This is a genomic window from Streptomyces araujoniae (genome assembly GCF_050871195.1).
GTDB lineage: Bacteria > Actinomycetota > Actinomycetes > Streptomycetales > Streptomycetaceae > Streptomyces > Streptomyces bacillaris.
In genome coordinates this window covers 5,736,892-5,761,694 of record NZ_CP194070.1, presented here as the reverse complement: position 1 = coordinate 5,761,694, position 24,803 = coordinate 5,736,892, and the positions used below count along the sequence as shown (strand labels likewise).

At 71.3% G+C, this 24,803-nt stretch carries 24 protein-coding genes and 1 pseudogene; 6 read left to right on the top strand and 19 right to left on the bottom strand.

Annotated elements, in window-relative coordinates:
• Positions 1-31: 31 nt before the first annotated feature.
• Both ACQ9ZG_RS24945 and ACQ9ZG_RS24940 read right to left on the bottom strand, forming a co-directional pair.
• On the bottom strand, positions 32-1,105 hold the full coding sequence (locus tag ACQ9ZG_RS24945) for a FecCD family ABC transporter permease (RefSeq protein WP_499281246.1): 1,074 nt from the start codon (positions 1,103-1,105) through the stop codon (positions 32-34).
• Complete coding sequence (locus ACQ9ZG_RS24940; protein ID WP_018492384.1) at positions 1,102-2,166, bottom strand: FecCD family ABC transporter permease; 1,065 nt, start codon at positions 2,164-2,166, stop codon at positions 1,102-1,104. Before ACQ9ZG_RS24940 ends, ACQ9ZG_RS24945 begins: the two co-directional genes overlap by 4 nt.
• A 226-nt stretch (positions 2,167-2,392) precedes the next feature.
• On the opposite strand from ACQ9ZG_RS24940, the gene ACQ9ZG_RS24935 reads away from it, so the two are divergent.
• Entirely contained in the window at positions 2,393-2,971 is a 579-nt protein-coding gene (locus ACQ9ZG_RS24935) for an MSMEG_1061 family FMN-dependent PPOX-type flavoprotein (protein WP_109916397.1), read from the top strand.
• A gap of 76 nt (positions 2,972-3,047) precedes the next feature.
• On the opposite strand, the gene ACQ9ZG_RS24930 is transcribed toward ACQ9ZG_RS24935, so the two are convergent.
• From ACQ9ZG_RS24930 to ACQ9ZG_RS24920, 3 genes are all read right to left on the bottom strand, one after another.
• A complete protein-coding gene (locus ACQ9ZG_RS24930) occupies positions 3,048-4,571 on the bottom strand; it encodes a catalase (RefSeq protein WP_028416533.1) in 1,524 nt (507 codons plus the stop codon).
• A gap of 141 nt (positions 4,572-4,712) precedes the next feature.
• Positions 4,713-4,979, bottom strand: coding sequence for a GlsB/YeaQ/YmgE family stress response membrane protein (locus ACQ9ZG_RS24925; protein WP_018492381.1), 267 nt, complete (start codon positions 4,977-4,979; stop codon positions 4,713-4,715).
• Positions 4,980-5,237: 258 nt separating this feature from the next.
• Positions 5,238-5,645, bottom strand: a complete 408-nt coding sequence (locus ACQ9ZG_RS24920; RefSeq protein WP_028416531.1) for a RidA family protein — start codon at positions 5,643-5,645, stop codon at positions 5,238-5,240.
• Between the two features lie 110 nt (positions 5,646-5,755).
• On the opposite strand from ACQ9ZG_RS24920, the gene ACQ9ZG_RS24915 reads away from it, so the two are divergent.
• Together ACQ9ZG_RS24915 and ACQ9ZG_RS24910 are read left to right on the top strand one after the other, a co-directional pair.
• A complete protein-coding gene (locus ACQ9ZG_RS24915; RefSeq protein WP_018492379.1) occupies positions 5,756-6,136 on the top strand; it encodes a winged helix-turn-helix transcriptional regulator in 381 nt (126 codons plus the stop codon).
• Positions 6,137-6,237: 101 nt separating this feature from the next.
• The gene (locus tag ACQ9ZG_RS24910; protein WP_028416530.1) at positions 6,238-6,702 is read left to right on the top strand and encodes a hypothetical protein; all 465 of its coding nucleotides are present in this window, start codon (positions 6,238-6,240) and stop codon (positions 6,700-6,702) included.
• Between the two features lie 15 nt (positions 6,703-6,717).
• On the opposite strand, the gene ACQ9ZG_RS24905 is transcribed toward ACQ9ZG_RS24910, so the two are convergent.
• Positions 6,718-7,206, bottom strand: a complete 489-nt coding sequence (locus ACQ9ZG_RS24905; RefSeq protein WP_109917007.1) for an RICIN domain-containing protein — start codon at positions 7,204-7,206, stop codon at positions 6,718-6,720.
• Positions 7,207-7,506: 300 nt separating this feature from the next.
• On the opposite strand from ACQ9ZG_RS24905, the gene ACQ9ZG_RS24900 reads away from it, so the two are divergent.
• Positions 7,507-7,677, top strand: coding sequence for a hypothetical protein (locus tag ACQ9ZG_RS24900; RefSeq protein WP_018492376.1), 171 nt, complete (start codon positions 7,507-7,509; stop codon positions 7,675-7,677).
• 22 nt (positions 7,678-7,699) lie between these two features.
• Here ACQ9ZG_RS24900 and ACQ9ZG_RS24895 read toward each other — a convergent pair whose 3' ends face one another.
• Entirely contained in the window at positions 7,700-8,695 is a 996-nt protein-coding gene (locus ACQ9ZG_RS24895) for an NAD(P)/FAD-dependent oxidoreductase (protein WP_375138352.1), read from the bottom strand.
• Between the two features lie 77 nt (positions 8,696-8,772).
• Complete coding sequence (locus ACQ9ZG_RS24890; protein WP_109917006.1) at positions 8,773-9,186, bottom strand: ATP-binding protein; 414 nt, start codon at positions 9,184-9,186, stop codon at positions 8,773-8,775.
• Positions 9,187-9,299: 113 nt separating this feature from the next.
• Here ACQ9ZG_RS24890 and ACQ9ZG_RS24885 point away from each other — a divergent pair.
• Together ACQ9ZG_RS24885 and ACQ9ZG_RS24880 are read left to right on the top strand one after the other, a co-directional pair.
• Positions 9,300-10,094 (top strand): annotated as a pseudogene (locus ACQ9ZG_RS24885) (helix-turn-helix domain-containing protein); the annotation flags it as partial.
• 41 nt (positions 10,095-10,135) lie between these two features.
• On the top strand, positions 10,136-10,405 hold the full coding sequence (locus tag ACQ9ZG_RS24880) for a DUF397 domain-containing protein (RefSeq protein ID WP_109917004.1): 270 nt from the start codon (positions 10,136-10,138) through the stop codon (positions 10,403-10,405).
• A 425-nt stretch (positions 10,406-10,830) separates the two neighbouring features.
• Here the strand turns inward: ACQ9ZG_RS24880 and ACQ9ZG_RS24875 are convergent, their stop codons facing one another.
• The 11 genes from ACQ9ZG_RS24875 to ACQ9ZG_RS24825 form a co-directional block, all read right to left on the bottom strand.
• A complete protein-coding gene (locus tag ACQ9ZG_RS24875; RefSeq protein ID WP_084991977.1) occupies positions 10,831-11,073 on the bottom strand; it encodes a hypothetical protein in 243 nt (80 codons plus the stop codon).
• Between the two features lie 176 nt (positions 11,074-11,249).
• Positions 11,250-12,155: an AraC family transcriptional regulator gene (locus tag ACQ9ZG_RS24870; protein ID WP_109917003.1), complete on the bottom strand. Its 906-nt coding sequence runs from the start codon at positions 12,153-12,155 to the stop codon at positions 11,250-11,252.
• Positions 12,156-12,355: 200 nt separating this feature from the next.
• Positions 12,356-12,589, bottom strand: a complete 234-nt coding sequence (locus ACQ9ZG_RS24865) for a hypothetical protein (protein ID WP_018492369.1) — start codon at positions 12,587-12,589, stop codon at positions 12,356-12,358.
• A 151-nt stretch (positions 12,590-12,740) separates the two neighbouring features.
• Complete coding sequence (locus tag ACQ9ZG_RS24860) at positions 12,741-14,132, bottom strand: hypothetical protein (RefSeq protein ID WP_109917002.1); 1,392 nt, start codon at positions 14,130-14,132, stop codon at positions 12,741-12,743.
• 57 nt (positions 14,133-14,189) lie between these two features.
• Complete coding sequence (locus ACQ9ZG_RS24855; protein ID WP_109917001.1) at positions 14,190-17,291, bottom strand: glycoside hydrolase family 3 N-terminal domain-containing protein; 3,102 nt, start codon at positions 17,289-17,291, stop codon at positions 14,190-14,192.
• 149 nt (positions 17,292-17,440) lie between these two features.
• Positions 17,441-18,853: a GH1 family beta-glucosidase gene (locus ACQ9ZG_RS24850; protein WP_109917000.1), complete on the bottom strand. Its 1,413-nt coding sequence runs from the start codon at positions 18,851-18,853 to the stop codon at positions 17,441-17,443.
• A gap of 33 nt (positions 18,854-18,886) precedes the next feature.
• On the bottom strand, positions 18,887-19,969 hold the full coding sequence (locus ACQ9ZG_RS24845) for an ABC transporter ATP-binding protein (protein ID WP_032754925.1): 1,083 nt from the start codon (positions 19,967-19,969) through the stop codon (positions 18,887-18,889).
• Complete coding sequence (locus ACQ9ZG_RS24840) at positions 19,966-20,973, bottom strand: ABC transporter permease (RefSeq protein ID WP_028416520.1); 1,008 nt, start codon at positions 20,971-20,973, stop codon at positions 19,966-19,968. Before ACQ9ZG_RS24840 ends, ACQ9ZG_RS24845 begins: the two co-directional genes overlap by 4 nt.
• Positions 20,974-20,981: 8 nt before the next feature.
• A complete protein-coding gene (locus tag ACQ9ZG_RS24835; protein ID WP_018492362.1) occupies positions 20,982-21,962 on the bottom strand; it encodes an ABC transporter permease in 981 nt (326 codons plus the stop codon).
• The gene (locus ACQ9ZG_RS24830) at positions 21,959-23,074 is read right to left on the bottom strand and encodes an ABC transporter ATP-binding protein (RefSeq protein ID WP_109914579.1); all 1,116 of its coding nucleotides are present in this window, start codon (positions 23,072-23,074) and stop codon (positions 21,959-21,961) included. Before ACQ9ZG_RS24830 ends, ACQ9ZG_RS24835 begins: the two co-directional genes overlap by 4 nt.
• 18 nt (positions 23,075-23,092) lie before the next feature.
• Positions 23,093-24,772, bottom strand: coding sequence for an ABC transporter substrate-binding protein (locus tag ACQ9ZG_RS24825; protein WP_109914578.1), 1,680 nt, complete (start codon positions 24,770-24,772; stop codon positions 23,093-23,095).
• Positions 24,773-24,803 lie beyond the last annotated feature (31 nt).

The window sequence follows — 24,803 nt, the reverse complement described above, 5'->3', positions numbered from 1 at the left end:
GAGGGGTGCGTTCTTCCCGTACGCCGTCATCTCAGCCCCCGCTCCCCACGCGGTTGGCGCGGGCCAGGAGGAGGAGCAGGTACGGGGCGCCGATGATGCTGGTGACCACGCCCACCGGCAGCTGGACGGAGGGCAGCAGGTGCTGGGCCGCGAAGTCCGCGACGAGGACCAGCAGCGCACCGGTCAGGGCCGCGTGGGGCAGGGCGGCGCCCCGGCCCGGGACCAGCCGGCGGGCGATCGGCGCGGCGACGAAGGCCACGAACCCGACGGGCCCGGCCGCCGCCGTGGCGACCCCCGCCAGGGCCGTGGCGCACCCGAGCAGGGCGAGGCGGCCCCTCTCCACCTTCGTACCGAGTCCGGCGGCGGCGTCGTCCCCCAGCTGGAGGGGGCGCAGGGCGTGCGCGGCGAGGGCGGTGAGCGGGACGAGCAGGGCAAGCGCCCCGGCCATCGGCCAGAACTGGTTCCAGGAGCGCCCGTTGAGGCTGCCCGCCAGCCAGCGGAAGGCCTCCTGCGCGTCGGTGACGTCGGAGCGGGCCATCACGTACCAGACCACGCTGGAGAGCCCCATGCCGACGCCGATCCCGACGAGGACGAGGCGCTGTCCGGCGACGCCCTGCCGCCAGGCGAGCAGGTAGATGGCGGCCCCGGCGGCGATCGAACCGGCCAGGGCGCCCGCGGAGAGGGCGAGCCCGCTGACCTGGAAGAGGAGTGCGGCGGTGACGGCGACGGCGCTGGCCCCGGCGCTGATGCCGATGAGGTCGGGGCTGGCGAGCGGGTTGCGCAGCACGCTCTGGAAGACGCCGCCGGAGAGCCCGAAGGCGGCACCGACGCATACGGCGAGGAGGGCGCGGGGCAGCCGCAGTTCCAGGACGACGAACTGCGAGCCGCCGTCGCCGCCCCCGAGGAGGGTGTCGACGACCTTCCCGATCGGCATGACCATGTCCCCGACGCTGAGGGAGAGGCCGAGGACGGCGACCGCGGCGACGAGCAGGGCGGTGGCGACGGTGACGGACCGCCGGCGCCCCCGGCCGCGTACGGCGGCGACCTCGCGTACGGCGGCGGCGAGCCGGTCCTTCTCCGCGGACACGGCGGTGGGCCCGCTCACAGTTCCACCAGCTTCCTGCGCCGGACCAGCCAGATGAAGGGGATGCAGCCGACAGCGGCGGTGATCACGCCAACCTGCACCTCGCCGGGCGGGGCGATCACCCGGCCGATGATGTCGGCGACGAGCAGCATGATCGGGGCGAGGACCATGCTGTACGGGAGCACCCAGCGGTAGTCCGGCCCGGTGATCAGACGGGCGGCGTGCGGTACGGCGAGGCCGACGAAGCCGATGGGCCCGGCGACGACGGTGGCGGCGCCGCAGAGGATGACCACGGCGAGGGCGGAGACCATCCGGGCCCGCCCGACCCGCTGGCCGAGGCCGCGCGCGAGGTCGTCGCCGAGCGAGAGGGCGTTGAGCTGCGGCCCGAGCGAGAAGGCGAGGACGGTCCCGGCGAGGATGAACGGGGAGACCTGCCAGAGCACCTCGGAGGAGCGGGCGGTCAGCGCCCCGAGCTGCCAGAACCGGAACTGGTCGTAGCTCCCCCGGTCCTGGAGCAGGATCGCGCTGGTGATCGAGGTGAGGACGGCGGCGGTCGCGGCTCCGGCCAGGGCGAGCTTCACCGGCGTCGCCCCCTCCCGCCCCAGCGAGCCGACCCCGTAGACGAGCAGGGCGGCGAGCAGCGCGCCGAGGAAGCCGAACCAGATGAACTGGGTGGCGACGGTGAAGCCGAGCAGCGTGATGGAGCAGACCACGGCGACGGAGGCGCCCGCGTTGATGCCGAGGAGCTGGGGGTCGGCGAGCGGGTTGCGGGCGACGCCCTGCATGACGGTCCCGGCGAGCCCGAGGGCGGCACCGGCGAGCAGCCCGGCGACGGTGCGCGGGATGCGGACCTCCTGGATGACCAGCTGGCCCTTGACGGTGAGGTCGGGGTCGAAGACGCCGGGCAGCACATCGCGGAACGGCACGTCCCCGGAGCCGATGGCGAGGCTGGCCACCACGGCGAGCAGCAGCACGCCGAGGGAGGCGAGGAGTCCGAGGGCGAGGACGGGCCGGCTGCGCCGGGGCCGCGCCTCCTTCTTCTGCGGCCTGCGCTGCGCGGCCGTGAGGGTCGAGCCGCTCACGGCCCGGTCACCGGGGCGGCGGCCGCCGGAATGCGGTGGTGCACGGTGTCTCACCCTTGTTCATCGGCGCGTACGGTCAGGGCTCGGGACGGCAGCGACGGAACGCGGCACTCCGGCCTCCGCTCCACCCCGGACGGAGAGCATGAGGGGACCCAAAGTAAGGTCACCCTAACAGCGCCGGTGCCGACCCCACACCGCCGCACCCCCACGATCCCGGAGCCCTGCCTTGTCGTACGCCGCCGAGACCGCCGTCCCCGCCTCCGGCCCGCTGGCCGGTGCCGTACCGCTGGGCTCGGCGGAGGAACTGCGCGAGATCCTGGGCACCCCGCACCCGATCGTCATCGACAAGGTCCACGACCGGCTCACCGACGACGACGTGGCGCTGCTGGCCCGCTCCCCGTTCTGCGTCCTCTCCACCTCCGACGCCGCGGGCAACTGCGACGCCACCCCGCGCGGCGACGGCCCCGGCTTCACCCACGTCCTGGACAGCGGCACCCTGGCCCTCCCCGACCGCCTGGGCAACCGCCGCGCGGACAGCTTCCACAACATCCTGTCCAACCCGCACGTGGGCCTGCTCTACCTGATACCCGGCGCGCTGGACGTCCTCCGCGTCAACGGCCGCGCCCGCGTCCTCACCGACGCCCCGTTCTTCGACGCGATGACCCTGAAGGGCCGCCGCCCCCAGCTCGCCCTGGTCGTGGAGATCGACGAGATCTTCCGCCACTGCCCGAACGCCCTGCGCCGGTCGGGGGTGTGGGCGCCGGAGACGTGGGAGGGGGCGGGGGACGGCCCTTCTTCCGTCTGAGGGCGGACCCGCCCCCGGCACGGCGAAAGGCCCCCGCCCCGTGCCGACGGGGTGGGGGCCGCGCGCTGCCTCCGGTTCAGGCCTTGCCCTGCATGGAGGTGCGGGCCGGGTTGCCCTGCTCCGCCGCCTTCGGGTCCTTCTCGCCGGCCTTCGCGCGGACGCCCTGCTCGATGCGCTTGCCGAGGGTGGCGTCGATGTTCGACCAGTAGGTGAAGGCCCGCCGGAGGACCGGCTCGGTCACTCCGTTGAGGAGGTGGCCGACCACGTTGTCCACCAGCCGGTCCCGGGCCGCGTCGTCCAGGACCTCGCGGACCATCGTGCCCGCCTGGCCCCAGTCGTCGTCCTCGGCGTGGTCGACGTAGGCCGCCCGGGTGATGTCCCCGTCGGCGTACCAGCTCGGCGGGGTGCCGTAGCGCTCGGTGTCCGCAGCCGGGCCGCCCTTGGAGTTGGGGGCGTAGACCGGGTCGGAGGTCTTCCGGTACGCCATCGCCCCGTCCTTGGAGTACGTGTGCACCGGGGCGACCGGGGCGTTGACGGGCAGTTGCTGGTAGTTGCCGCCGATGCGGTGGCGGTGCGCGTCGGCGTAGGAGAACAGGCGCGCCAGGAGCATCCGGTCGGGGCTCGGGCCGATGCCGGGGACGAAGTTGTTCGGCTGGAAGGCGGCCTGCTCGATCTCGGCGTGGTTGTCCGTGGGGTTGCGGTCCAGCGTCATCCGGCCGACCTCGATCAGCGGGTAGTCGCCGTGCGGCCACACCTTGGTCAGGTCGAACGGGTTGAACCGGTACTCCGCGGCCTCCTCGTACGGCATGATCTGGACCTTCAGCGTCCAGCTCGGGAAGTCGCCGTCGCGGATGTGCTCGAAGAGATCACGCGTGTGGTAGTCCGTGTCCGCCGCCGCCATCTGGTCGGCCTCGTCCTGCGTGAACGTCTCGACGCCCTGGTCGGTCTTGAAGTGGTACTTCACCCAGAACCGCTGGCCCTCGGCGTTGATCCACATGTACGTGTGCGAGGTGTAGCCGTTCATGTGGCGCCAGGTGCGCGGGATGCCCCGGTCCCCCATCAGCCAGGTGACCTGGTGGGCCGACTCAGGCGAGAGGGTCCAGAAGTCCCACTGCATGTCGTGGTCGCGGAGGTTGTTGTCGGCCCGGCGTTTCTGGGACCGGATGAAGTGCTGGAACTTCATCGGGTCCTTCACGAAGAACACGGGGGTGTTGTTGCCCACCATGTCGTAGTTGCCCTCGCTGGTGTAGAACTTCACCGCGAAGCCGCGCGGGTCCCGCCAGGTGTCCGGGCTGCCCCGCTCCCCCGCCACGGTGGAGAACCGGGCGACCAGATCGGTCGTGGTGCCCGGCTGGAAGAGCGCCGCCTTGGTGTACGCGGAGACGTCCGCGGTCACCTCGAACGTCCCGAACGCGCCGCTGCCCTTGGCGTGCGGCTGGCGTTCGGGGATGCGTTCGCGGTTGAACTGGGCCATCTGCTCGATCAGGTACGAGTCCTGGAGCAGGATCGGCCCGCCGGGCCCCACGGTGAGCGAATGCTCGTCGCTCTCCACCGGGGCGCCGGAGTCGGAGGTGGTCGGCTTGCGCGAGGTGTCGGTCATGTCGTCGTTCCCTCTTGTCGGTCTTCGCGGGCGCTTCGGCGAGGGCGTCGGCGCCTGCCGCGGCTGCCCTGTCAGCCCTCTGCCAATGTAGGCAGACCGGAACGAATCGACCCGTCGAGGGAACGATCCGGCCCGTCCGGGTCAGCGGGTCCGCTGCCCCGAGACCAGGCGGTAGAGCACCAGGACGATCACCGAACCGACGATGGCCGCGATCCACGTCGACAGGCTGAAGAATCCGTCGATCGAGTCGACGCCGAAGATCACCTTGCCCAGCCAGCCGCCGAGCAGGCCGCCCACGATGCCGATGACCATCGTCAGGAGACAGCCGCCCGGGTCCTTGCCCGGCATCAGCGCCTTGGCGATGGCACCCGCGAACAGGCCGATGAGGATCCAGGCGATGATGCTCACAAGAGTCTCCTTCTCCGTTGCCGGCGTACCGGCACCCCTGTGGTGCCCGGCACCCTCCGCGTATCCCCGTATCGGCACCTCACACCTGGGCCCGGCCCCGACCGTCACCCCCCTGCCCCGTCATTCGCCGGGACGCGTTACGCCGGACGGGCCCCGCCCGCGCCTCCGGTGCCGGGGCGGGAGGGGGAGCCGCGCCGGGGCCGCCTCCCGTCTCCGGTGCCGGGGCGGGAGGGGGGAGCCGCCGGGGGCCGCCCCTCCTCAGGCCAGGACCGCCGTCGCCTCGATCTCCACCAGGTGCTCCGGTACGTCGAGGGCCGCCACGCCCACCAGCGTGCCGGGCGGGACCGGGGTGACGCCCAGCCGGGCCGCCGCCCGGGCCGCGCCCTCCAGGAACAGCGGGAGCTTGTCGGGCGTCCAGTCGACGACGTACACGGTCACCTTCGCCACGTCGTCGAACGAGCCGCCGGCCGCGGCCAGCGCCGTCCCGATGTTCAGGTAGCACCGCTCGACCTGGGCGACGAGGTCGCCCGCACCGACCGTGGTGCCGTCGGCGTCCCAGGCGACCTGCCCGGCGACGAAGACGAGCCGGGTGCCGGTCGCGACCGAGACCTGCCGGTAGGCACCGGTCTTCGGCAGTCCTTCGGGGTCCAAGAGAGTGATGGCCATGTCCGATGTCTCCTCGCGCAGCGTTCCGTGGTCACTTGTGGTTACTCAGGAACCGTAGGAGAGTCAGCTCTGACGTGGAAGAACGCACTTTCCGGTGACGGAGGAACCTCATGGTGACCCAGCAGTTCAGCGGCTCGCCCGACGAGGCGGACCTGCGCCGCGCGGACTCCCTGGCGCGGGAGATCTTCTCGGACGTCGCCAACAAATGGGCGCTTCTGATCATCGAGGCGCTCGGGGACCGCACCCTGCGCTTCAGCGAGGTGCTCAAGGAGGTCGACGGCATCAGCCACAAGATGCTCACCCAGAACCTGCGCATGCTGGAGCGCAACGGTCTGGTCGAGCGGACCGTGTACCCCACCGTGCCGCCGAAGGTCGAGTACACCCTCACCGAGCCGGGCCAGGGCCTGCGGGGGACGGTCCACCGCATGTGCGACTGGACGCAGCGGTATCTGGGCCACATCGAGGAGGCCCGGGACCGCTTCCCGGGCTGAGGACCACATGGACCGGGGCCGCCGGCCGGTGCGGTGATTCGATCATGTGACGGGGCGTCGGAGGCAACTGCCTGCCCTCCGCGCGCGTCTCCACGGGCGTGATGGATTTCCTGGAACCGTCCGCCGGCGGATTCGCGGACGACGACGAAGTGACCGTGCGCCCCGGCCCCTGGTGGCGCCACCTCCTGTGGGTGGTGGCCGTCACCGCGCTCGGTGTGGGCATGGGCTGGGCCGGTTCGCTGTTCCGCCTCGGCCCCGACGACTACGGGCTGCTCGCCGCCGCCTCGGGTTCCCCCTGGGCCTACCTCGCCGTCTGGGCCGTCACCGGCCTGGCGGTGGCCGGTGTGCTGCGGGCGACGGCGGCGCGGGTGCCGATCCCCTCCCCCGGCACCATCTCCGTGATCCTCCTCGTCATCGGCACCCGCCTCTCCCTGGGCTGGCGCCCGGAGGCCCTGGAGGTCACGGCCATGGCGGCGGGCGCGCTGGTGCTGGCGGGCATCTGGGCGGCCATCGCCCTGCGGTCGGACGCCTCCGCCCCGAAGGCGCCCCACCACGCGGAATCCTGACGGTGCGTCGGGACGTCAGACCAGCGTCATGCTGATCTGCTCACCGGCGACCGTCCAGTGCTGGCGGATGCCGGAGGGGTTGCACGGCTCGACGTTGACGATGCGGGTCCTCGGATAGTCGCTGGACAGGCACATCCCGGGGTGCGCGGACTGGAAGACCGCCTCGCCACTGACCGTCCAGCGCTGGCGCGTACTGGAGTTGCACGGCTCGACGTTGACGATGCGGGTCCTCGGATAGTCGCTGGTCAGACACATTCCGGGGTGCGCGGACTGGAAGACCGCCTCACCGCTGACCGTCCAGCGCTGACCGGACCCCCCGTTGCAGGAGTCCACGTTCACGATGCGGGTGCTCGGATAGTTGCTGTTCAGGCACATGACACCGGCGGCCGGGGCCAGCTGCGCGGGCGCGGGCGCGGCCACCGCGGCGGCCGGCGAGGACGGCAGGGCGAGGGTCGTCACCGCGAGCAGGGCGGGAGCGAGGAGTCGGGGGAACACGCGGGCCATGAGGAGGCGTCCTTACTGTCGGCGGGCCTGTCGGGGCCTTCATAGATTCCCTCAACTCGCCCTGCCCGTAAGGAACTTGCCGGAAATGGATCGTGATGCGGCGCAAAGCAGCCGCCCTGGGACCGCAGAGCCCGCCGATGGGCCGCGAGCCACCCCGCGACCTCGCGCGTCTGAGTACCTCCCCTCCCCCTCCCTGAGTACCCGGCCCCCTCCGCGAACCCCCGCCCGCCGTGCAGAGTTCCCCTCAGGACCGGGTCCCGAGGGGACCCGTGCGCGACGAGCGGGGGGACGGGACAGACCATGAATCTGTTCGACGTGGAGCTGGGCGGTCAGGACGAGCCCGAGGCGGGCGACGGGAAAGGCTGCTCCTGGGTCACCTTGGTGGTCCTGGGGATCATGGTGCTGCTGGCGGTGCTGATCCACGCGGTCTTCGGCTGGGCCGGGGACCTCCTCTCCGCCCTGTTCTCCTGAGAGGCCCCCGCGCCACCCGGGGTCAGCCGCGCCGCCGCTCCTCCACCGCGATGCGGGTGTCCTCCGTGATCAGGTCGCCGTTGATCGCGGCGCCCGCCATCAGACCGGCCGCGGCGGCGCCGATGACCTGTTCGGTCAGGCGGGTGACGTTGCCCGCCGCCCAGACCCCGGGGACCTCCGTCGCGCCGACCGGGTCGGTGGGGACGTACGTACCGATCACCTCGCCGCCCATCTCCTGCGGGACCGCCGCCAGGCCGAGCGACTCCAGCACGGCCGAGCGGGCGGTGAAACGGGCCTGCACCACGACGGCCTCGCGCGGGATCACCCGGCCGCCCGCCAGACGTACGCCGGTGAGCCGGTCGTCCGTGACCTCCAGCCCCTCCACCTCGCCGTCCACCACGGCCACCCCGCGCGCGGCGAGCTGCTCGTACTCCTCGTCCGTGGGCTCCGGGCCCGTGTGCCGGAAGAGGGTGACGTCGTCGCTCCACTGCCGCCACATCAGCGCCTGGTGGACGGCGAGGGGGCCGACGGACAGCACCCCGACCGGGCGGTCCGCCACCTCGCGCCCGTGGCAGTACGGGCAGTGCAGCACCTCACGCCCCCAGCGCTCCGCCAGCCCCGGTACGGGCGGCAGCTCGTCCACCAGCCCCGTCGTCACCAGGAGCCTGCGCGCCTCCACCGAGGAGCCGTCCTCCAGCGCGACGCGGAAGCCGCCGTCCTCCGGCAGCCGCTCGGCCGAGGCCACCCGGCCCCCGACGACCTCGCCGCCGTACCCGGTCACCTCGCCCCGGCCGATCGCCAGCAGCTCCCCGGGCGGGGTCGACTCCCGGCCCAGGTAGTTGTGGACATGCGACGCGGGCGCGTTGCGGGGCTCCCCCGCGTCGATCACCAGCACCGAGCGCCGGGCCCGCGCCAGGGTGAGCGCCCCGCTGAGCCCGGCCGCCCCGCCGCCCACGACCACCACGTCGTACCGCCGCCGCTGCGCCTGCCGCTGTTCCATGCCGTTCCTGCCCTCCATACGGATCACCTCCATGTGGTGCCGATGGTGCGCGCGGCCCGGCCGGAACGACAAACATCATTGCCGGAACGGCAACCTCACCCGAGCGTGAACTCGCACCACACGATCTTGCCGGGGTTCCGCTCCGCCACGCCCCACTTGTCCGCCAGCGCGGAGACCAGGAGCAGCCCCCGGCCGCCCTCCTCCTCCACACCGGGCAGCTCGTCCGCCATCCGCACCTCGCCGTCACCGCTGTCGTGCAGCTCGATCCGGAGCGACGCCTCCCTCCGCTCCAGAGAGATCCTGACCCGGAACCCCCGCCCCGGAGGGACGCCGTGCCGGAGGGCGTTGGTCGCCAGCTCGGTCACGCAGAGCAGCATGTCGTAGGCGCGTTCTTCGCACCCCCACTCGATGAGCGCCTTGCGGGTGAACTTACGTACGACCGGGACCGAGCTGCGGTCACGGCAGTAGAAGTTCGTGCGGAGGTAGGGGGGTTGGGTTGCCTCGTTCATGCCTTCACGCTCACACACCGTCACTACGCTGGAGCAGGGCGGAAGGCCGTACAAAACTTTTTGTACGGGTCCTGACGGGTAGACAGCGGCACCAAACGGGGGAGAGCCATCTCATGCAATCGGGAAAGCAGCTCCACATCAGGCGGGTTACTTCGTGGCAGTTGGTCGGCGCGCAGTTGGCCCACTTCCGCAAACTCGCCGGCCTGACCCAGGCCGCCCTGGCCGAGGAGGTCGGTTTGGGCGAGGACTCCATCGCCTCCATCGAGCAGGGACGACGGGCGCTCCAGATGGACTTGGCCGTTCAGCTCGACGAACTACTCGAAACCAAGGGCGCGTTACAGGTCGCCGTGGCGAAGATTCCGAGGAAGGAGCGCTACCAGGCGCTCGTCAAGGACTTCGTGCAGTACGAGCAGAACGCGGTGAGCCTCTTTTCGTACCAATCCCAGCTCATTCCGGGGCTGCTCCAGACCGAGGCGTACGCACGCTTCATCTTCGCCTGCAACTACCCGCCGCTCGAAGAGGAGGAGATCGAGAAACGGGTGGCGGATCGCCTCGACCGCCAGAGGATCCTGGAGCGCAAGCCCCGCCCCATCCTCCACTTCATCCTGGAGGAGAGCATCCTGCACGCCAAGTTGGGCGATCCCCAAGTCATGCTCGAACAGCTCCTCCACCTGCGACGCTGCATGGATCTACCGTTCGTCACCATCCAGATCATGCCTCGGAACACCCCCCAGCACGCCGGACTCGCGGGCCCGCTGGTTCTCCTGGAGACCCCCGACCACGACCAGCTCGCCTACATCGACGGCCAGCTGCGCGGAGAGCTGTACGACGAGCCATCCGACGTCAGCGCTCTGACGCAGAGGTATGGGATGCTGCGTTCCCAGGCGCTCACCGTCGAGGAGAGCGCCCGGTTACTCGACGCACTGCTCGCCGCTCTGCTTGGAGAATCATGTCCCGCGCAGCACACCCGACCCCCTGCCGCACCGCCCTCCGCTGGTTCAAGTCCAGCTACAGCAACGGCGACGGCGGCAACTGCATCGAAGTCGCCTACGACTGGCACAAGTCCAGCTACAGCAACGGCGACGGCGGAGACTGCGTCGAAGTCGCCGCCCACCCCGCCGCCGTCCACATCCGGGACTCCAAGGTGACCGACGGGCCCGTCCTCACCGTCGAGCCCGCCACCTGGGGGGCCTTCGTGCGGAGCGGCGCCGCTCTCTGATTCGTACGCCCGCGTCCGCGTCTACCGCGCATCCATCCGCGCCCGCCGCGCCCGCTGCGTGGCTTCCTGCTCGATGAGCAGCCCATCGAAATTCTCTGTACGGTTCCGCCGCCCCAGGACGTAGGCGCACCATCCGACTAAGCCGCCCAGTCCTGCGAGAAGCACCAAGAACGCCCCCATGCCCACCCCCGAGACAGGCTCGCCACTCGATTCACGAGCCAGCGATTTCGCTTCCGCTGCGGGACCATTCCCTAACAGCATCTGTCGAAAACGCACCGACAGGGGCGTTTCAAGCCATTGTGGATGATTGGCATGGCGGGGTGTAGCGCAGGACAGAGCGGCCCGCCCTCAACGGCACCGGACCCCCCGCCCCGCCCCCGGCATCCCGGCCGGAGGCGGGGCGGTTCTCATGGGTGCGGGACGGCCTAGTAGCGCACCCACAGCTCGTACACGCTCGGCTGCGCCGCGAACGGCTGACAGATGAAGAGCGGGCTCCAGATGTGGGCGGCGGCGCCGGCCGCCCCGGCGGCCTGACATTCCGCCTGGGACGCGTAGTGGCCGCGGATGGTGTAGCCGCCGGGCACTGCCGACGCGGTGGAGGCCGTGCCGAGAGTCATGGCGGCCGCCGCCACAGCAGTGACCGCGATGGTGGTGATACGTCTGCGCATGTCGGTAACTCCGTTTCCAGTCAACACACATGACTGTGCATCAATGAAGGGGTAGAGCCGATCCGATCGGCGCGCGCCGCCGAGAGAAAGCTAGCGAGCGGCGAGCCCGCGCACAATAGGTCTGGACCAATAAGTCGACGCATATGCCTCTTGGCCGTAAACATGCGCATCGCCGGCTATCGGCCCGCCTCGCGCTCCAGCCGCTCCGCCCGCTCCACCGGGATCCACAGCTCGGCCGCCGCCCGCCGCCCCTCCTCGTACAACCGCACGCTCAGGATCTCCGGGCCGGGCCGGGAGGCGTACGGGTTCGAGGGGAACCACTGGGTGAAGACGTCCCGCCAGAGGTACTGGAGGGCCTGCGGGAACTCCCCGTCGTTCGTGAAGACCGCCCAGGTACCGGCAGGCACGGGCAGGGAGTCCAGGCCCTCCTCCGCACCCTCGCCCGAGGGCTCGGGGCCCGTCACCACGCCGTGGTAGTAGTCGAGTTCGGTGCCCTCCGCCCGGCTCGGGTCGAGCTGGTCGCTCACGCCGACGAGTCCGGCCGGCTCCTGACCGGAGAGGGCCTCGATGCGCTCCAGCTCCTCCCGCCCGATGGAGCGGATGAACTCCGCGATGGCCTGATTCGGCCCCTCATGGATCAGGGGTACGCGGGCCCTCCTCCCCACCACCCGGAACTCCCCCTTCTTCACCAGCCTGTAGTTCATGGCACTGCTCCCTTCGACGACGAGCCGGAAGGTCAGGCGTTGCTGGGACCGCAGAACCGCGCCGGTCCGCCGGGCCTCGCCGGGGCCGATGCCGTGCACGGCCCGGAACGCGCGGGCGAAGCCCTCGCCCGTGTCGTAGCCGTAGCGGACGGCCACCTCCAGGAGCGTGCGGTCGGGGTGCCCGAGGACCTCGGCGCCCGCGACGGTCATCCGGCGCCGGCGGATGTACTCCGCGAGCGGGACGCCCGCCAGTGCGGAGAACATCCGGCGGAAGTGGTACTCCGAGGTCGTCGCGGTCCGCGCGAGGTCCGCGACCTCGATGCGCTCACCGAGGTGCGACTCGATGTACTCCATGGCCTCGTTCAGTCGATCCAGCAACCTTGCCTCCTGTTTCTCCTGCCTTCCTCCGTCCGTCCACCGTAGGAAGCGGCCGGGCTGCCGGACCCGACCGTTCCGCGCCCGGATCGGTCGGGGTCGTGGCCCCCGGCTCCCGTACGCAGCCGGGCGGGAGCATACGAAAAGGCGGCCCGCCCGGTCTTCCCGGTGGGCCGCCCTTTCGTGTGCCGGTGGTCGTCGGCTCAGCTGAAACGGGCCTCGGAGAGGGTCGTGGTCACCGTGCCGGCGGTGGAGGAGGCCGTGTCCGCCGCACCGTCGACCACCTTGCCGAGGTCCCCGACCTGGTCCAGCGCACCCAGGCTGACCGGCGGCTCGGCGGCGTGGGCGGTGTCCCCGCCTCCGGGGGGCGGGGAGATCGCGGCGATGACCGCTCCGGTGGCGAGAGTGACGACGGCGAGAACGCTTCGCTTCTTCATGCCGTGTCCAACGCCTCAGCACCCGGAAAGGGCACGCCCTGAATTTCCGAGGGGGCGACTGCGGGTCACCGGACCGCAGCCTCGCACACGCCCCTCCCCCGGCCGTCACCGAGGCCGGGGCGCCGGAGGGCGGGCTCCAGCGGGCAGGGGGTCAGAAGCCGCCGCCGTCGAATCCGCCGCCGCCGAAGCCACCGCCGTCGCCGAACCCGCCGCCGTCACCGAAGCCGCCGCCGAAGCCGGAGGAGTCGAAGTCGGAGCCGGAGAAGTCGCCGCCGCCCCATTCGCCGCCCGCGCCGAAGTCACCGCCGCCGTACTCGGAGGCGTACGCCGGGGTGGCGAGCAGGGAGCCGAGCATGGTGCCCATGAGGAGGGCGGGGAGGAGGCCTCCGGCGAAGTAGCCGCCGGCCCAGGGGCCGTAGGCCGGGCCGGCCTCCCAGTACGGGCGGCGGTTGCCGTCGCCCACGTCGACCATGCGGCTCATGGGGTCCTCGCCCTGGCTCAGGCGCACCTCGTCCGCCGCGCAGACCGGGACCTCGCGGGGCGCGCCGCCGGAGGGGGTCCAGTGGACGTCGGCCACCGAGGGGCCGTGGCGCGGGTCGAAGAAGCAGGGCGGGCGGCGGGCCGGGATCTCCTTGCCGGTGCGGCGGGCCTCCAGGACGGCGAGGGAGAAGCGGCCGTCCTCCAGGGCCTGGGTCACCCCGCGCACGTCGGAAGGGTGCTCGGCCCTGGCCATCTTCGTCTTGGCGGTCTCGTAGGAGTCCAGGGCGCGTTCGTAGTCGCCGCGCATGGTGTCGTCGGCGCCCGGTTCGGCGGGGTGGAAGTCCAGGCGCTCCAGCGTCTCGCCGTACGCGGTGATGTCCTCGTCCACCACGACCCGGAGCTTGTCGAGGGCGGCGCGCTCCTCCTCCGCCTTGCGGCGCTTGTTGCGGCGCGAGACCGCGTACACGCCGGCGCCGCCCGCCGCCACCAGGGCGCCGAGCGTGATCAGGCCGCCGACCGGGGCTCCGGAGTCGTCGGCCGTACCGCCGCCGGTGCCGGACCAGGAGGCGGGGGCGGTGCCCCGGGCCTGTTCGACGGCACGGTCGACGAAGGCGTTGAGCTGGGAGGCGGTGTCCGTGGCGGTGGCCGGGTTCTTGACCGAGGCGGTCAGGTTCTCGACCGCCCGCGTGGGCATGACCTGCGGGTCCGCGCCCGCGTTGAAGCCGTCGCCGAGACGCACGGCGTAGACGCCGGTGATGCCGGTGTCGCTGCGCAGGGTCTGGAGGAGGCCTTCCGCGGGAAAGGCGTCGGTGGCGGGCAGGACGGCGACGAAGACCGGCTTGTCGGCGTCCAGGATCTTGGCTTCCAGGGCCTTCTCGTCAGCGGCGGAGAGCTGATCGCGGGCGCCCGGGTCCACATAGACCGGATCCTCGCGCAGGGCCTGGGCGGCGTCGTTGATCGTCGCGGCCGGGGCCGCCGACGCAGGGGAGGTGAGGGCGAGTGCAGCCGCTGCGAGGGTGAGCAGCAGGCCCGCCAACAGCGTGGGGAAGAGCCTTTTCCTCATACTTAACGCTACTCCAGGCGGGCGGCGAATGACGTCGCCCGCCTGGAGAGCGGGTGCCTACGCGGCCCGGTAGGCCGTGCGCAGCTTGGCCACCGCGCCCGTCAGATCACCCTTGAGCAGCAGGTGGTCCGCCTCCGCGAAGGGCCGGGAGACGCTCTGGGTGAACTTCCCGTTGATCTTCTGCTGGACCAGCAGCCGGGCCTGGTCCACGATCGCCTTGCCCGCCGGGGTCTTGCCCAGCTTCGCCTTCTGGGCGACCTGGGCGGCCACGGCGAGGGCAGCGAGGGTCAGCTCGCCTCCGGCCGGGGGCTTGTTCAGGGTCGTCAGGCCCCAGCCGTACGGGAACTGCGGGTCGTACACCGTGTCCCCGACGTTGATCGGAAGCTGGGCCTCCGACTTCGGCCAGGTCACCGGGAGCTGGCCGGTGAAGGCGCGCTTGCCGTAGAGCACGTCGGCCACGCCGTCGCCCTCGGAGCCCGGCAGCCAGGAGGCCACCAGCGCGTCGATCCTGCCGAGCTGGTCCCCGATGAGCTGCGGGCGGCCCGAGACGATGAGGACCGCGCACTTCATGGCCGCGCAGACCTTGTCGACGGCGGCCTTGTCGGCGGCGGTCAGCTCCAGGTCGTGGCCGTTGCCGACGTCCCCGATGCCCTCGGCGTACGGGGTCTCGCCGACGACCACCACACCCACGTCGTGACCGTCCGTGGCGGCCGAGGCGTCCTTCGAGTAGGTGACGGAGCCGGGGTTCTTCGCCGCCTTGTTCATCCCCTCCAGGATCGTGGTGCCGGGAGTGGTCCTGCCGGAGGAGCCCTGCCAGCTGATCGTCCAGCCGCCGGCCTGGTTGCCGATGTCGTCGGCGTTGGACCCGGCGACGTAGACCTTCTGGTTCGGCTTGAGGGGCAGGACCGCTCCATCGTTCTTCAGGAGCACCTGCGACTTCGCCACCGCCTCGCGCGCCACCGCGCGGTGCTCGGCCGAGCCGACCTTGTCGAGGTGGGTGGTGTCCGCGTACGGCTTCTCGAAGAGGCCGAGGCGGAACTTCTGGGTGAGGATGCGGGAGACCGCGTCGTCGATCCGGGCCTGGCCGATCCGGCCCGCCGTGACCTCCTCCTTCAGGGTCTTGGTGAACTCCTGGTACGCGGTCGGGACCATGATCATGTCGAGTCCGGCGTTGACCGACGTGCGGACGTCGCTCGGGTAGTCGCCGGGGATCTGGTCGATGGCCTGCCAGTCGCTGATGACGAAGCCCTCGAAGCCCATGCGGTCCTTGAGGACGCCGTTGATCATCTCGCCGTGGGCGTGCATCTTCACCGGGCCCTCGCCGTCACCGATGATGTCGAGCGAGGAGTACGAGGGCATGATCGTGCCCACGCCGCGCTTGACCGACTCCGCGAACGGCGACAGGTGCACCGCCTCCAGCTCCTCGCGGGTGACCTTGGTGATGCCCTGGTCGGTCGTGTACGAGCCGGTGGTGGAGGAGCCGTACTCGGTGCCGCCGTCCCCGACGAAGTGCTTGGCGCTGCCGAGGACCTTGTCGTTGCGGTGCAGGTCCCGGCCGGACGGGTGGCCCTGCATGCCCTGGATGACCGTCTCCATGGCCTCGACGAGCGCCGGGTCCTCACCGAACGCCTCGTAGGAGCGGCCCCAGCGCTCGTCGCGCGTGACGCAGACGCAGGGGGCGAAGTCCCACGGGATGCCGGTGGCCCGGACCTCCTTCGCGGTGATCGCACCCGTCTTCTCGGCGCTCTTCGGGTCGCGGCCCGCGCCGATGCCGATGTTGTGCGGCATGATCGTCGCGCCGACCACGTTGTTGTGGCCGTGCACCGCGTCCACGCCGTAGATGAGCGGGATCTGGAAGCGGGTGGCCTGGGCGCGCAGCTGGTAGGCGTCGACCATCTTGGCCCAGGCGGCGGCCGTGTTGGGGGTGGGGACCGAGCCGCCGCCGGAGAGCAGCGAGCCGAGGTCGTACGCGGCGATGTCGCCCGGGGTGCGCAGCGCGTTGCGTTCGGCCTGGGTCATCTGACCGGCCTTCTCCGCGAGGGACATCCGGCCCAGCAGGTCGGCCACCCGCTGTTTCACGGGCAGCTTGGCGTTCTGGTACGGGAGTCCGTGGGCGTCGATGACGACCTGCGGGTGCTCCGCCGGGGCCTTGGCGCCGGTGACGGTCAGCTGCAGCGGGATCGTCTTCGCCTCGGAGGGCTTGGACGCCTTCGCCGTGCGGACGGTCACCTTGTGGCTGGTCCCGGAGGCGGTGCCGGCGGGGAAGGTGTGGGTGCCGCTGACCGGGGTGTAGTCCTTGCCCGCGACCGCCGTGCCGCCCTGGGTGGCGTACGTGACGGTGATCGGCTCCTCGGTGGGGACGGAGCCGGTGGTGACGACGGAGAGGGTCAGGTCCGCGCCGGCGCCGTTCTTCACGGGGCGCACGGCCGCGTCCGTCACCACGCTCGCGGTCAGCGCCGGGTCGGCCTTGCCGTAGAGCTCGACGGCGTCCAGGGCGAAGGCCCCGGGGGCGCCGGGCGGCATGGTGAAGGCGTAGCCCCACATCTCGTCGAGGCCCAGGATCTGGTCGATCCCTCCGACGGGCTGGTAGTCGGCCCGGTAGACGAAGTCCGCGAACGGGATCTCGACGAGCTGCCAGCCCTCCCAGTCGTCGGTGAAGGAGGTGGTCCACAGCTCGGAGGCGCCGCCGTTGGCCCCGCCGTCCTTGATCTCGAAGTGGATGCGCTTGCCCGAACCGGGCGGCAGGGGCGCGGTGTTCTGGCCGTACCACCAGAAGCGGACGCCCTTGTGGGCGGTCCAGTCCTGGGGCGGGGTGTCCACGGCGAACTCGTGGCTGAACCCGCCGTACGCGCTGATGTCGTAGGAGCCTTCGAGGACCTGGGCGCCCTCGGGGGCGTCGGCGCGCTCGGCCAGCTTCAGCTGCGGGTGGTCGGTGGCGTTGCCGCCCCAGGTGAAGATGGCGTCGGCGGGCGGGGTGTTGCCGAGCGGCACCTCGCCCTCGAAGCGGTCGATGAGGACGGGGGCCGGTTCGTCGTCGGGGGCCGCCTGGCTGGGCGCGGCTCCGGCGAGCAGGGTGGCCAGGACCGCGGCGGCGGCCAGGACGGCGGTCGCGGGTCTGCTCCGGCCCTTGCGGGGGCGGAGGCGCGGGGTGCGATACATGATTTTTGGGAGCGCTCTCTTTTTGGGGTCGGATGGGTCGTCGGACGGAAGGTGTGTCGCGGGAAGGGGGCCGTGTCCCGGGCAGGTTCCCTCCCCCGGGCGGGTCCGTCTCCCGGGGGCGGGTCCGTTTCCGGGAAGGGGCCGCGGGGTTACCGCTGTTCGTCCCGGGTGAGCCGGATCGTGTCGCGGTACCACTTGGCGCTGTCCTTGAGCGTGCGGGCCTGCGTGGCGTAGTCGACCCGGACGATGCCGAACCGCTTGTCGTAGCCGTACGCCCACTCGAAGTTGTCCATCAGCGACCAGGCGAAGTACCCCCGGACGTCGGCCCCTTGGGCGCGGGCGGCGACGACGGCGTCGATGTGGTCCGCGAGATAGGCGGTGCGGTCGGCGTCGGGGACGGAGCCGTCCTCGGCGACGGTGTCGTCGAAGGCGGCGCCGTTCTCCGTGATGACGGTCGGGATTCCGTAGTCACGCTCCAACCGTACGAGCAGATCGGTGAGTTCGGTGGGGGTGATCTCCCAGTCCATGGCCGTACGGGGCAGCTCCCGCTCCACCACCCGGACGACGGGCAGTCCGTCGGCGTCGGCCGGTGAGCCGTCCTCGGTGACCCCGGAGAACTGCATGCCCCGGTAGAAGTTGACGCCGAGGACATCGAGCGGGGCGGCGATGGCGGCCAGGTCGCCGTCCCGCACCGGGAGTTCCACGCCCTGGGCGGCCAGGTCCGCGACGACGTCCGCCGGGTAGCGGCCGTGCGCGATCGGGTCAAGGTAGAGGCGGGTGCCCATGCCGTCGGCGCGGCGGCACGCCTCCCGGTCCGCCTCGCTCGGCGTCTCGGGGGTGGCGGTGCCCAGGTTGAGGGTGATGCCCAGCTCCAGCGGGTTGCTCCCCGCCGCCTCCCGCAGCGCCCGGGCCGCCAGTCCGTGGCCGAGCAGCAGATGGTGGACGGCGTGCATCGAGGCGCCGAAGTCCTGGCGGCCGGGGGCGTGGACGCCGTGCGCGTATCCGAGCATCGCCGAGCACCAGGGCTCGTTGAGCGTGGTCCAGTGCTCGACCCGGTCGCCGAGCGCCTCGTAGGCGAGGGAGGCGTACTCCGCGAAGCGCAGGGCCGTGTCCCGTGCGGGCCAGCCGCCCGCGTCCTCCAACTCCTGCGGCAGGTCCCAGTGGTAGAGGGTGATCCACGGGGTGACGCCCCGCCCGTGGAGCTCGTCGACCAGCCGCTTGTAGAAGTCCAGCCCCTTCGTGTTCGCCGGGCCCCGGCCGCCGGGCTGGATGCGGGGCCAGGCGAGCGAGAAGCGGTAGGTGTCGACGCCGAGGCCCGCGATCAGCTCCACGTCCTCGGGCATCCGGTGGTAGTGGTCGCAGGCCGTGTCCCCGTTCTCACCACCCTCGACGGCACCGGGCACCCGGCAGAAGGTGTCCCAGATGGAGGGCGTGCGGCCGTCCTCGGCGGCGGCCCCCTCGATCTGGTACGAGGAGGTGGCGACGCCCCAGCGGAAGCCGGCCGGGAGTCCGCGGACCGCGGTGGGACGGAGGAGTCGCTGCGGGGTGGTGGCGAGGTTCATCCGGTCTCCGTACGTAGGAGGGGAAGGGCCTGGTCAGGGTGCGTGCAGATGGCAGGCGACCGTACGACGGCCGGGGTCGCCGGGCGCTGCGGGCGCCGGGGCGGCGGCCGCGGCCGGGGTGGCGGCCGGGACCGTCGCGGGGGCCGGGGCGCCGGCCGGGACCGCGACCGCCGCCGGGGCCGCCAGCCGCGGGACCCGTACGGCGCACGGCTCGAAGGCCTTGGCACAGCGCGGGTGGAACGCGCAGCCGGTGGGCATCGCGGAGAGGTGCGGGGGCGATCCGGGGATGCCGGTCAGCTCGCGGCGCGGGCCGTGGAGCGCGGGGAAGGAGTGGAGCAGCCCGTCGCTGTAGGGGTGGCGGGGGTCGCGGTAGATCTCCGCCGCGCCCGCCTCCTCCACGATGCGGCCCCCGTACATGATCGCGATCCGGTCCGAGAATTCGATCAGGAGCGAGATGTCATGGGTGATGAACACGACCGAGAAGCTGAGCTGTTCCCTCAACTGGACCAGCCGGCGCAGGATCTGGCGCTGCATCACCACGTCGAGCGCGGTCGTCGGCTCGTCCATGATGACGATCTCGGGCTCCAGGGCGAGCGCCATCGCGATCATCACGCGCTGCCGCATCCCGCCGGAGAGCTGGTGCGGATAGGCGGCGAGCCGGTCGGCGGAGATCCCGACGAGACTCAGCAACTCCTTCGCGCGGTCGGTGCGTTGGGCCTTCCTCAGGTCGGGGCGGTGGGCCTTGAGCACGTCGGTGAGCTGGCTGTGGACCGTGTGCACGGGGTTGAGGGAGTTCATCGCCCCCTGGAAGACGAGGGACAGCTCCTGCCAGCGGAAGGCGCGCAGCTGCTCCGGGGAGAGCGCGAGGATGTCCAGCCGGTCGCCGCCGGGCCGGTGGTAGTGGACCTCTCCCCCGGTGATCACCCCGGGCGGGGCGAGCAGCCGGGTCACGGCGTACGCCAGGGTGGACTTGCCGGACCCCGACTCCCCTGCCAGGCCCAGGACTTCGCCCCGGTGGAGGGTGAGGTCGATGTCCCGCAGGGCGTGTACGGCCCGCTCGTCGGTGCCGTAGTCGACGTTCAGTCCGCTGATGGTGAGGACCGGCTCGGCGCTCATGTGCGGGGCTCCTTGCTGGTGCTGGGCTCGGGTGGGGCACTGCCCAGGGGCTTGCGGGCCACGGGGGTGAAGCCGACGCGCATCTTCACCTTCCGGGAGGAGCCGGTGGCGGTGCGCAGGCGCGGGTTGACGAACTCGTCGATGCCGAAGTTGATGAGGGCGAGCGCGGTGCCCAGCAGGGCGATGCAGAGTCCGGCCGGGACGAACCACCACCAGGCGCCCTGGGCGAGGGCCTGGTTGGACTGGGCCCAGAAGAGGACCGTGCCCCAGTTCCAGTGCGAGATGTCCGCGACCCCGATGAAGGCGAGGGTGATCTCGGTGAGGACGGCGAAGATGACCGTGCCGACGAAGCCGGAGGCGATCACGGCGGTGAGGTTCGGCATGATCTCGAAGAGGATGATCCGCCAGGTCGACTCCCCCGTGGCGCGGGCCGCTTCCACGTAGTCGCGGCGGCGCAGCGACAGGGTCTGGGCGCGCAGGATGCGCGAGCCCCAGGCCCAGGAGGTCAGGGCGATGGCGAAGGCGATGAGCAGATCGCCGGTGTCGGGGACGAAGCTCGCCACGATGATGATCAGCGGGAGGCCGGGCAGCACCAGGAAGATGTTGGCGAGCGCGGAGAGGATCTCGTCGATCGCCCCGCCGAGGAAGCCGGCGGTGACCCCGATCAGGACCGAGAGCACGGTGGCGATGAGGGCCGCGACGAACCCGACGATCAGGACGCCCCGGGTGCCGACGAGGATCTGGGAGAGGACGTCCTGCCCGGTGTGGGTGGTGCCGAACCAGTGCTCCCCGGACGGGGGCTGGAGGAGCTGGTCGCTCATGGCGTCGGGGTCGTACGGGGCGATCCACGGGCCGATGACGGCCAGCAGGACGAAGAACGCGAGCATGAGCAGCCCGGTCCGGGTCTTGCCGCCGCGCAGGAACCGGAGCCGGGCGCGGCGGGTGGGCGCCTCGGGCGCGGGGGTGCCGTCCAGGACGGCGGTGTCGGTGGCGGTGACGGACATGGGGGTGCCTACGCCTCCTTCCGGGTGCGGGGGTCGAGGGCCGCGTAGACGAGGTCGGCCAGCAGGTTGGCGGCGAGGACGGAGAGCGTGATGATCAGGAAGACGCCCTGCATCAGCGGGTAGTCCTTGGCGCCGACCGCCTGGAGCAGCTGGAAGCCGATGCCCGGGTAGGTGAAGACCATCTCCACGAGCAGTGTGCCGCCGACGATGAAGCCGAGGGAGAGGGCGAAGCCGGAGATGTTGGGGAGGACCGCGTTGCGGGCCGCGTAGCCGAACATCACGCGCCGCTCGGAGAGCCCCTTGGCCTGCGCCACCATCACGTAGTCCTCGGAGGAGACGGTGACCATCATGTTCCGCATGCCGAGGATCCAGCCGGCCACGGCGCTGAGCACGATCGTCACGCCGGGCAGGAAGGCGTGGTAGAGCGCGCTGGAGATGAAGGGCCAGTCGAAGGCCGGGACGAGGGCGCTGTCGTAGCCGCCGGAGTTCGGGAAGAGGGACCACTTCTCGGCGAAGAGGGCGATGGCGATGAGGCCGAGCCAGAAGTAGGGGATGGAGGAGATGAAGGTGGTGACGGGGAGCAGTCCGTCCAGCCAGGAGCCGCGCTTCCAGCCGCTGTAGACGCCGATGCCGGTGCCCAGGATGAAGCTGAGGAGCGTGGTGACGCCGACCAGGGCGAGCGTCCAGGGCAGGGACTGGGTGATGACCTCGCTGACCGGGGTCGGGAAGAAGGTGAAGGAGAGACCGAGGTCGCCGTCGAGGAGGTGGCCCCAGTAGTCGGTGTACTGCTGCCAGAGCGACCGCTGCTCGTCGAGGCCGAAGAGGGCCTTGAGGGAGTCGATGGCCTTGGTGTCCAGCTGGCCCTGGTAGCGGCTGAGCAGGGCCTGGACCGGGTCGCCGGGCATCAGGCGCGGGATGAGGAAGTTGATGGTGATGGCGGCCCAGGCGGTGACGGCGTAGAAGGCGAGCCGTTGGAGGAGGTATTTCACCGGGAGGCCTCCTTGGCCGCGGTGCCCTCGGTTCCGTCCGGCTTGGCGCCCGCGTCCCCGTTCCCGTACGACCGCGCGCCCTTGCCCTCGTACAGCCAGCACGCGGCCCACTGGCCGTCCGCCAGGTCGAAGCGGGGCGGGAGTTCGGTGCGGCAGCGCTCCATGGCCTGGGGGCAGCGGGGGTGGAAGCGGCAGCCGGCGGGCGGGGCGATGAGGGAGGGCGGTTCGCCGGTGCCGGTCTCCTCCTGCTCCTCCTCGGCGACGACCCGGTCGGGGTCGGGCGCGGAGGCGATGAGGAGCTGGGTGTAGGGGTGGGCGGGGTGCTGGGTGACCCGCTCGCTGTCGCCGCCCTCGACGATCCGCCCGGCGTACATGACGAGCGTGGTGTCCGCGAAGTAGCGGGCGGAGGCGATGTCGTGGGTGATGTAGAGGATCGCCAGGTGCAGGCGCTCCTTGAGGTCGCGGAGCAGGTTGAGGACACCGAGCCGGATCGACACGTCGAGCATGGAGACGGGCTCGTCGGCCAGGAGGACCTGCGGGTCGGCGCCGAGCGCGCGGGCGATGGCCACGCGCTGGCGCTGGCCGCCGGACAGCTCGTGCGGGAACTTGTCCAGGTACTGGTGGGCCGGGGTGAGCTGGACCCGGTTCAGCAGGTCGGTGAGCGCCTGCTCCAGCTCCTTGTCCCCGTTCCCCGCCCGGCCGTGGATCTTCAGGGCGCGGGTGAGGTGGTAGCGCACGGTGTGCACCGGGTTCAGCGAGGCGAACGGGTCCTGGAAGATCAGCTGGACCCGGCGTACGTAGCGGCGGAAGGACCGGCCGCGCCCGGCCACGGTCGGGGTGCCGCCGAGCCTGATCTCCCCCGAGGTGAGCGGGTAGAGCTGGGCGAGGAGGCGGGCGACGGTGGACTTGCCCGAGCCGGACTCCCCCACCAGGGCCGTGACGGTCCCGCGCCGGAGCCGGAGCGAGACGTCGTCGACGGCGTGGACGCTGCGGCGCTCGCGGGCCAGGAGGTCGCGGGCGGTGCGGCGCAGGGGAAAGTGTTTGGTGACCCCGCGCGCCTCCAGCACCACATCGGTGCCGGTGCGCGCGGTCTCGGACTGATCGGTGGTCATGGCCGGTTCTTCCCCGTGCTACTTGGCGGGCGTGAGGTTCAGCACGATCTCCAGCGCGCTGGGCTGGGTGTGCTGCGGCGGGGCGTACGGGTTGGCCTCGGTGGGCCAGCCGATCCAGTTCTTCGTCGAGTACTCGGCGCCGATCGGGGCGGCGGCCGTCGGGATCATGGGCGCCTGCTCGACGAAGATCTTCTGGAGGAGGTGCATCGCCTTGGTGCGGGTCGGCTCGTCCTTGGCGTTGGCGTACTCCTTCAGGGCGGCGGTGGCCTCGTCGTTCTTGAAGCGGCCGAAGTTGCCCGCCTGGGAGCTCTTGCCGACGGGCTGGAGGATCGCCCCGTCCATGACGTTCTGGTACATGTCGTAGGGCGTGGCGCCGCTGTTGGTCCAGTGCAGGGTGGCGTCGAAGTTGCCGTTGGCGACGTCCACGCCCCAGGCCTCGGCGGTCTGCGTCTTGACCTTGGCCTCGATGCCGAGCTGCTTGACGTTGTCCTTGATGATCGCGAGACCGGTGATGTAGTCGTTCCAGCCGGCCGGGTCGGTGAAGGTGAGCGTGACGGGCTTGCCGGACGGGTCCTTCAGCACCCCGCCCTCCAGCGTGAACCCGGCGTCGGCCAGCAGCTTCTTCGCCCCGGGGACGTCGGGCTTGGTGTTGGCGCCCTGGTACTCGGGGGCGAGGAAGGGCTCACCGGCGGGGAGCGGGATGCCGGTGGGGTTGGTGATCTCCGGGTAGAGCGTGGCCTGGGCCTGGATGTGGATGGCCTTGCGGTCGACGACCATCGCCATCGCCTTGCGCAGCGCCGGGTTGTCGAGCGGCTTGCGGGCGGTGTTGAACCAGAGGCCGTGGATGCCGAGGCCGGAGGGGAACCAGAGCTTGTGGTTCTTGGGGTCCTTGTCGATGAAGAGCTGCTTGTGGTTGGGCATGAAGACGAAGGACCACTCGACCTTGCCGGTGGCGAGCGCGGTGGTGGCGGCGCTGTTGTCGTTGTACGCGGTGTAGCGCAGCTCCTTGACCTTGGTTCTGCCGTTCCAGTAGGTCGGCGTGGCGACCAGGGTGGTGGTCTGCGGGGTGAACGTCTTGAGCTTGTACGGGCCGGAGCCGACGGGCGTGCGGTTGGGCCAGGTCTCGGGGTTGTCGACCTTCTCCCAGATGTGCTTGGGCACGACGAAGGTCTGGATGATCTTGTTCTGGTTGACGAACTGGGACTCCTTGAAGGTCAGCACGACCTTGCCGTCCTCGACCGCGATCCCGTCGAAGGGGATGCCGTTGCCGTTGAGGGCGGGGTGCTTCTTCAGGAGGTTGAAGGTGAACTCGACGTCGGCGGCGGTCAGATCCTTGCCGTCGGCCCACTTCGCCCGCTCGTCCAGGGTGAAGGTGACCTTGGTGAAGTTGTCCTCCCACTCCCAGTCGGTGGCCAGCCAGGGATCGGCCTTGTCGGCGGGCTTGATCATGTTCGTCATGGCCAGCGGCTCGTAGATCATGAACCGGTAGCCGAGGGTGGCGCCCGCCGAGGTGCTGAGGAACGGGTTGCTGTTGTTGGTCTGCGGCCCGTCCGGCTTGCCGATGGTCAGTACGCCGGTGGCTCCCCCGCCACCGCCCTTGTTGGCACCGGAGTTGGCGTTCGAGCAACCGGCGGCGAGGGCGATCGCGACGGTGGCTGCGGCGACCGCTCTGAGCGTGGTGCGACGGCGTACGGACATGGCGACTCCAGGGAGGGGCTGCCGGACCGGG

Coding starts and splice junctions, on each gene's coding strand:
- ACQ9ZG_RS24845 (WP_032754925.1), bottom strand. CDS start 19,969: ATGAGCGCCGAGCCGGTCCTCACCATCAGCGGACTGAACGTCGACTAC.
- ACQ9ZG_RS24855 (WP_109917001.1), bottom strand. CDS start 17,291: ATGTATCGCACCCCGCGCCTCCGCCCCCGCAAGGGCCGGAGCAGACCC.
- ACQ9ZG_RS24825 (WP_109914578.1), bottom strand. CDS start 24,772: ATGTCCGTACGCCGTCGCACCACGCTCAGAGCGGTCGCCGCAGCCACC.
- ACQ9ZG_RS24875 (WP_084991977.1), bottom strand. CDS start 11,073: ATGCGCAGACGTATCACCACCATCGCGGTCACTGCTGTGGCGGCGGCC.
- ACQ9ZG_RS24880 (WP_109917004.1), top strand. CDS start 10,136: ATGTCCCGCGCAGCACACCCGACCCCCTGCCGCACCGCCCTCCGCTGG.
- ACQ9ZG_RS24910 (WP_028416530.1), top strand. CDS start 6,238: ATGGATTTCCTGGAACCGTCCGCCGGCGGATTCGCGGACGACGACGAA.
- ACQ9ZG_RS24860 (WP_109917002.1), bottom strand. CDS start 14,132: ATGAGGAAAAGGCTCTTCCCCACGCTGTTGGCGGGCCTGCTGCTCACC.
- ACQ9ZG_RS24890 (WP_109917006.1), bottom strand. CDS start 9,186: ATGAACGAGGCAACCCAACCCCCCTACCTCCGCACGAACTTCTACTGC.
- ACQ9ZG_RS24865 (WP_018492369.1), bottom strand. CDS start 12,589: ATGAAGAAGCGAAGCGTTCTCGCCGTCGTCACTCTCGCCACCGGAGCG.
- ACQ9ZG_RS24920 (WP_028416531.1), bottom strand. CDS start 5,645: ATGGCCATCACTCTCTTGGACCCCGAAGGACTGCCGAAGACCGGTGCC.
- ACQ9ZG_RS24895 (WP_375138352.1), bottom strand. CDS start 8,695: ATGGAGGGCAGGAACGGCATGGAACAGCGGCAGGCGCAGCGGCGGCGG.
- ACQ9ZG_RS24930 (WP_028416533.1), bottom strand. CDS start 4,571: ATGACCGACACCTCGCGCAAGCCGACCACCTCCGACTCCGGCGCCCCG.
- ACQ9ZG_RS24915 (WP_018492379.1), top strand. CDS start 5,756: ATGGTGACCCAGCAGTTCAGCGGCTCGCCCGACGAGGCGGACCTGCGC.
- ACQ9ZG_RS24905 (WP_109917007.1), bottom strand. CDS start 7,206: ATGGCCCGCGTGTTCCCCCGACTCCTCGCTCCCGCCCTGCTCGCGGTG.
- ACQ9ZG_RS24850 (WP_109917000.1), bottom strand. CDS start 18,853: ATGAACCTCGCCACCACCCCGCAGCGACTCCTCCGTCCCACCGCGGTC.
- ACQ9ZG_RS24830 (WP_109914579.1), bottom strand. CDS start 23,074: ATGACCACCGATCAGTCCGAGACCGCGCGCACCGGCACCGATGTGGTG.
- ACQ9ZG_RS24840 (WP_028416520.1), bottom strand. CDS start 20,973: ATGTCCGTCACCGCCACCGACACCGCCGTCCTGGACGGCACCCCCGCG.
- ACQ9ZG_RS24900 (WP_018492376.1), top strand. CDS start 7,507: ATGAATCTGTTCGACGTGGAGCTGGGCGGTCAGGACGAGCCCGAGGCG.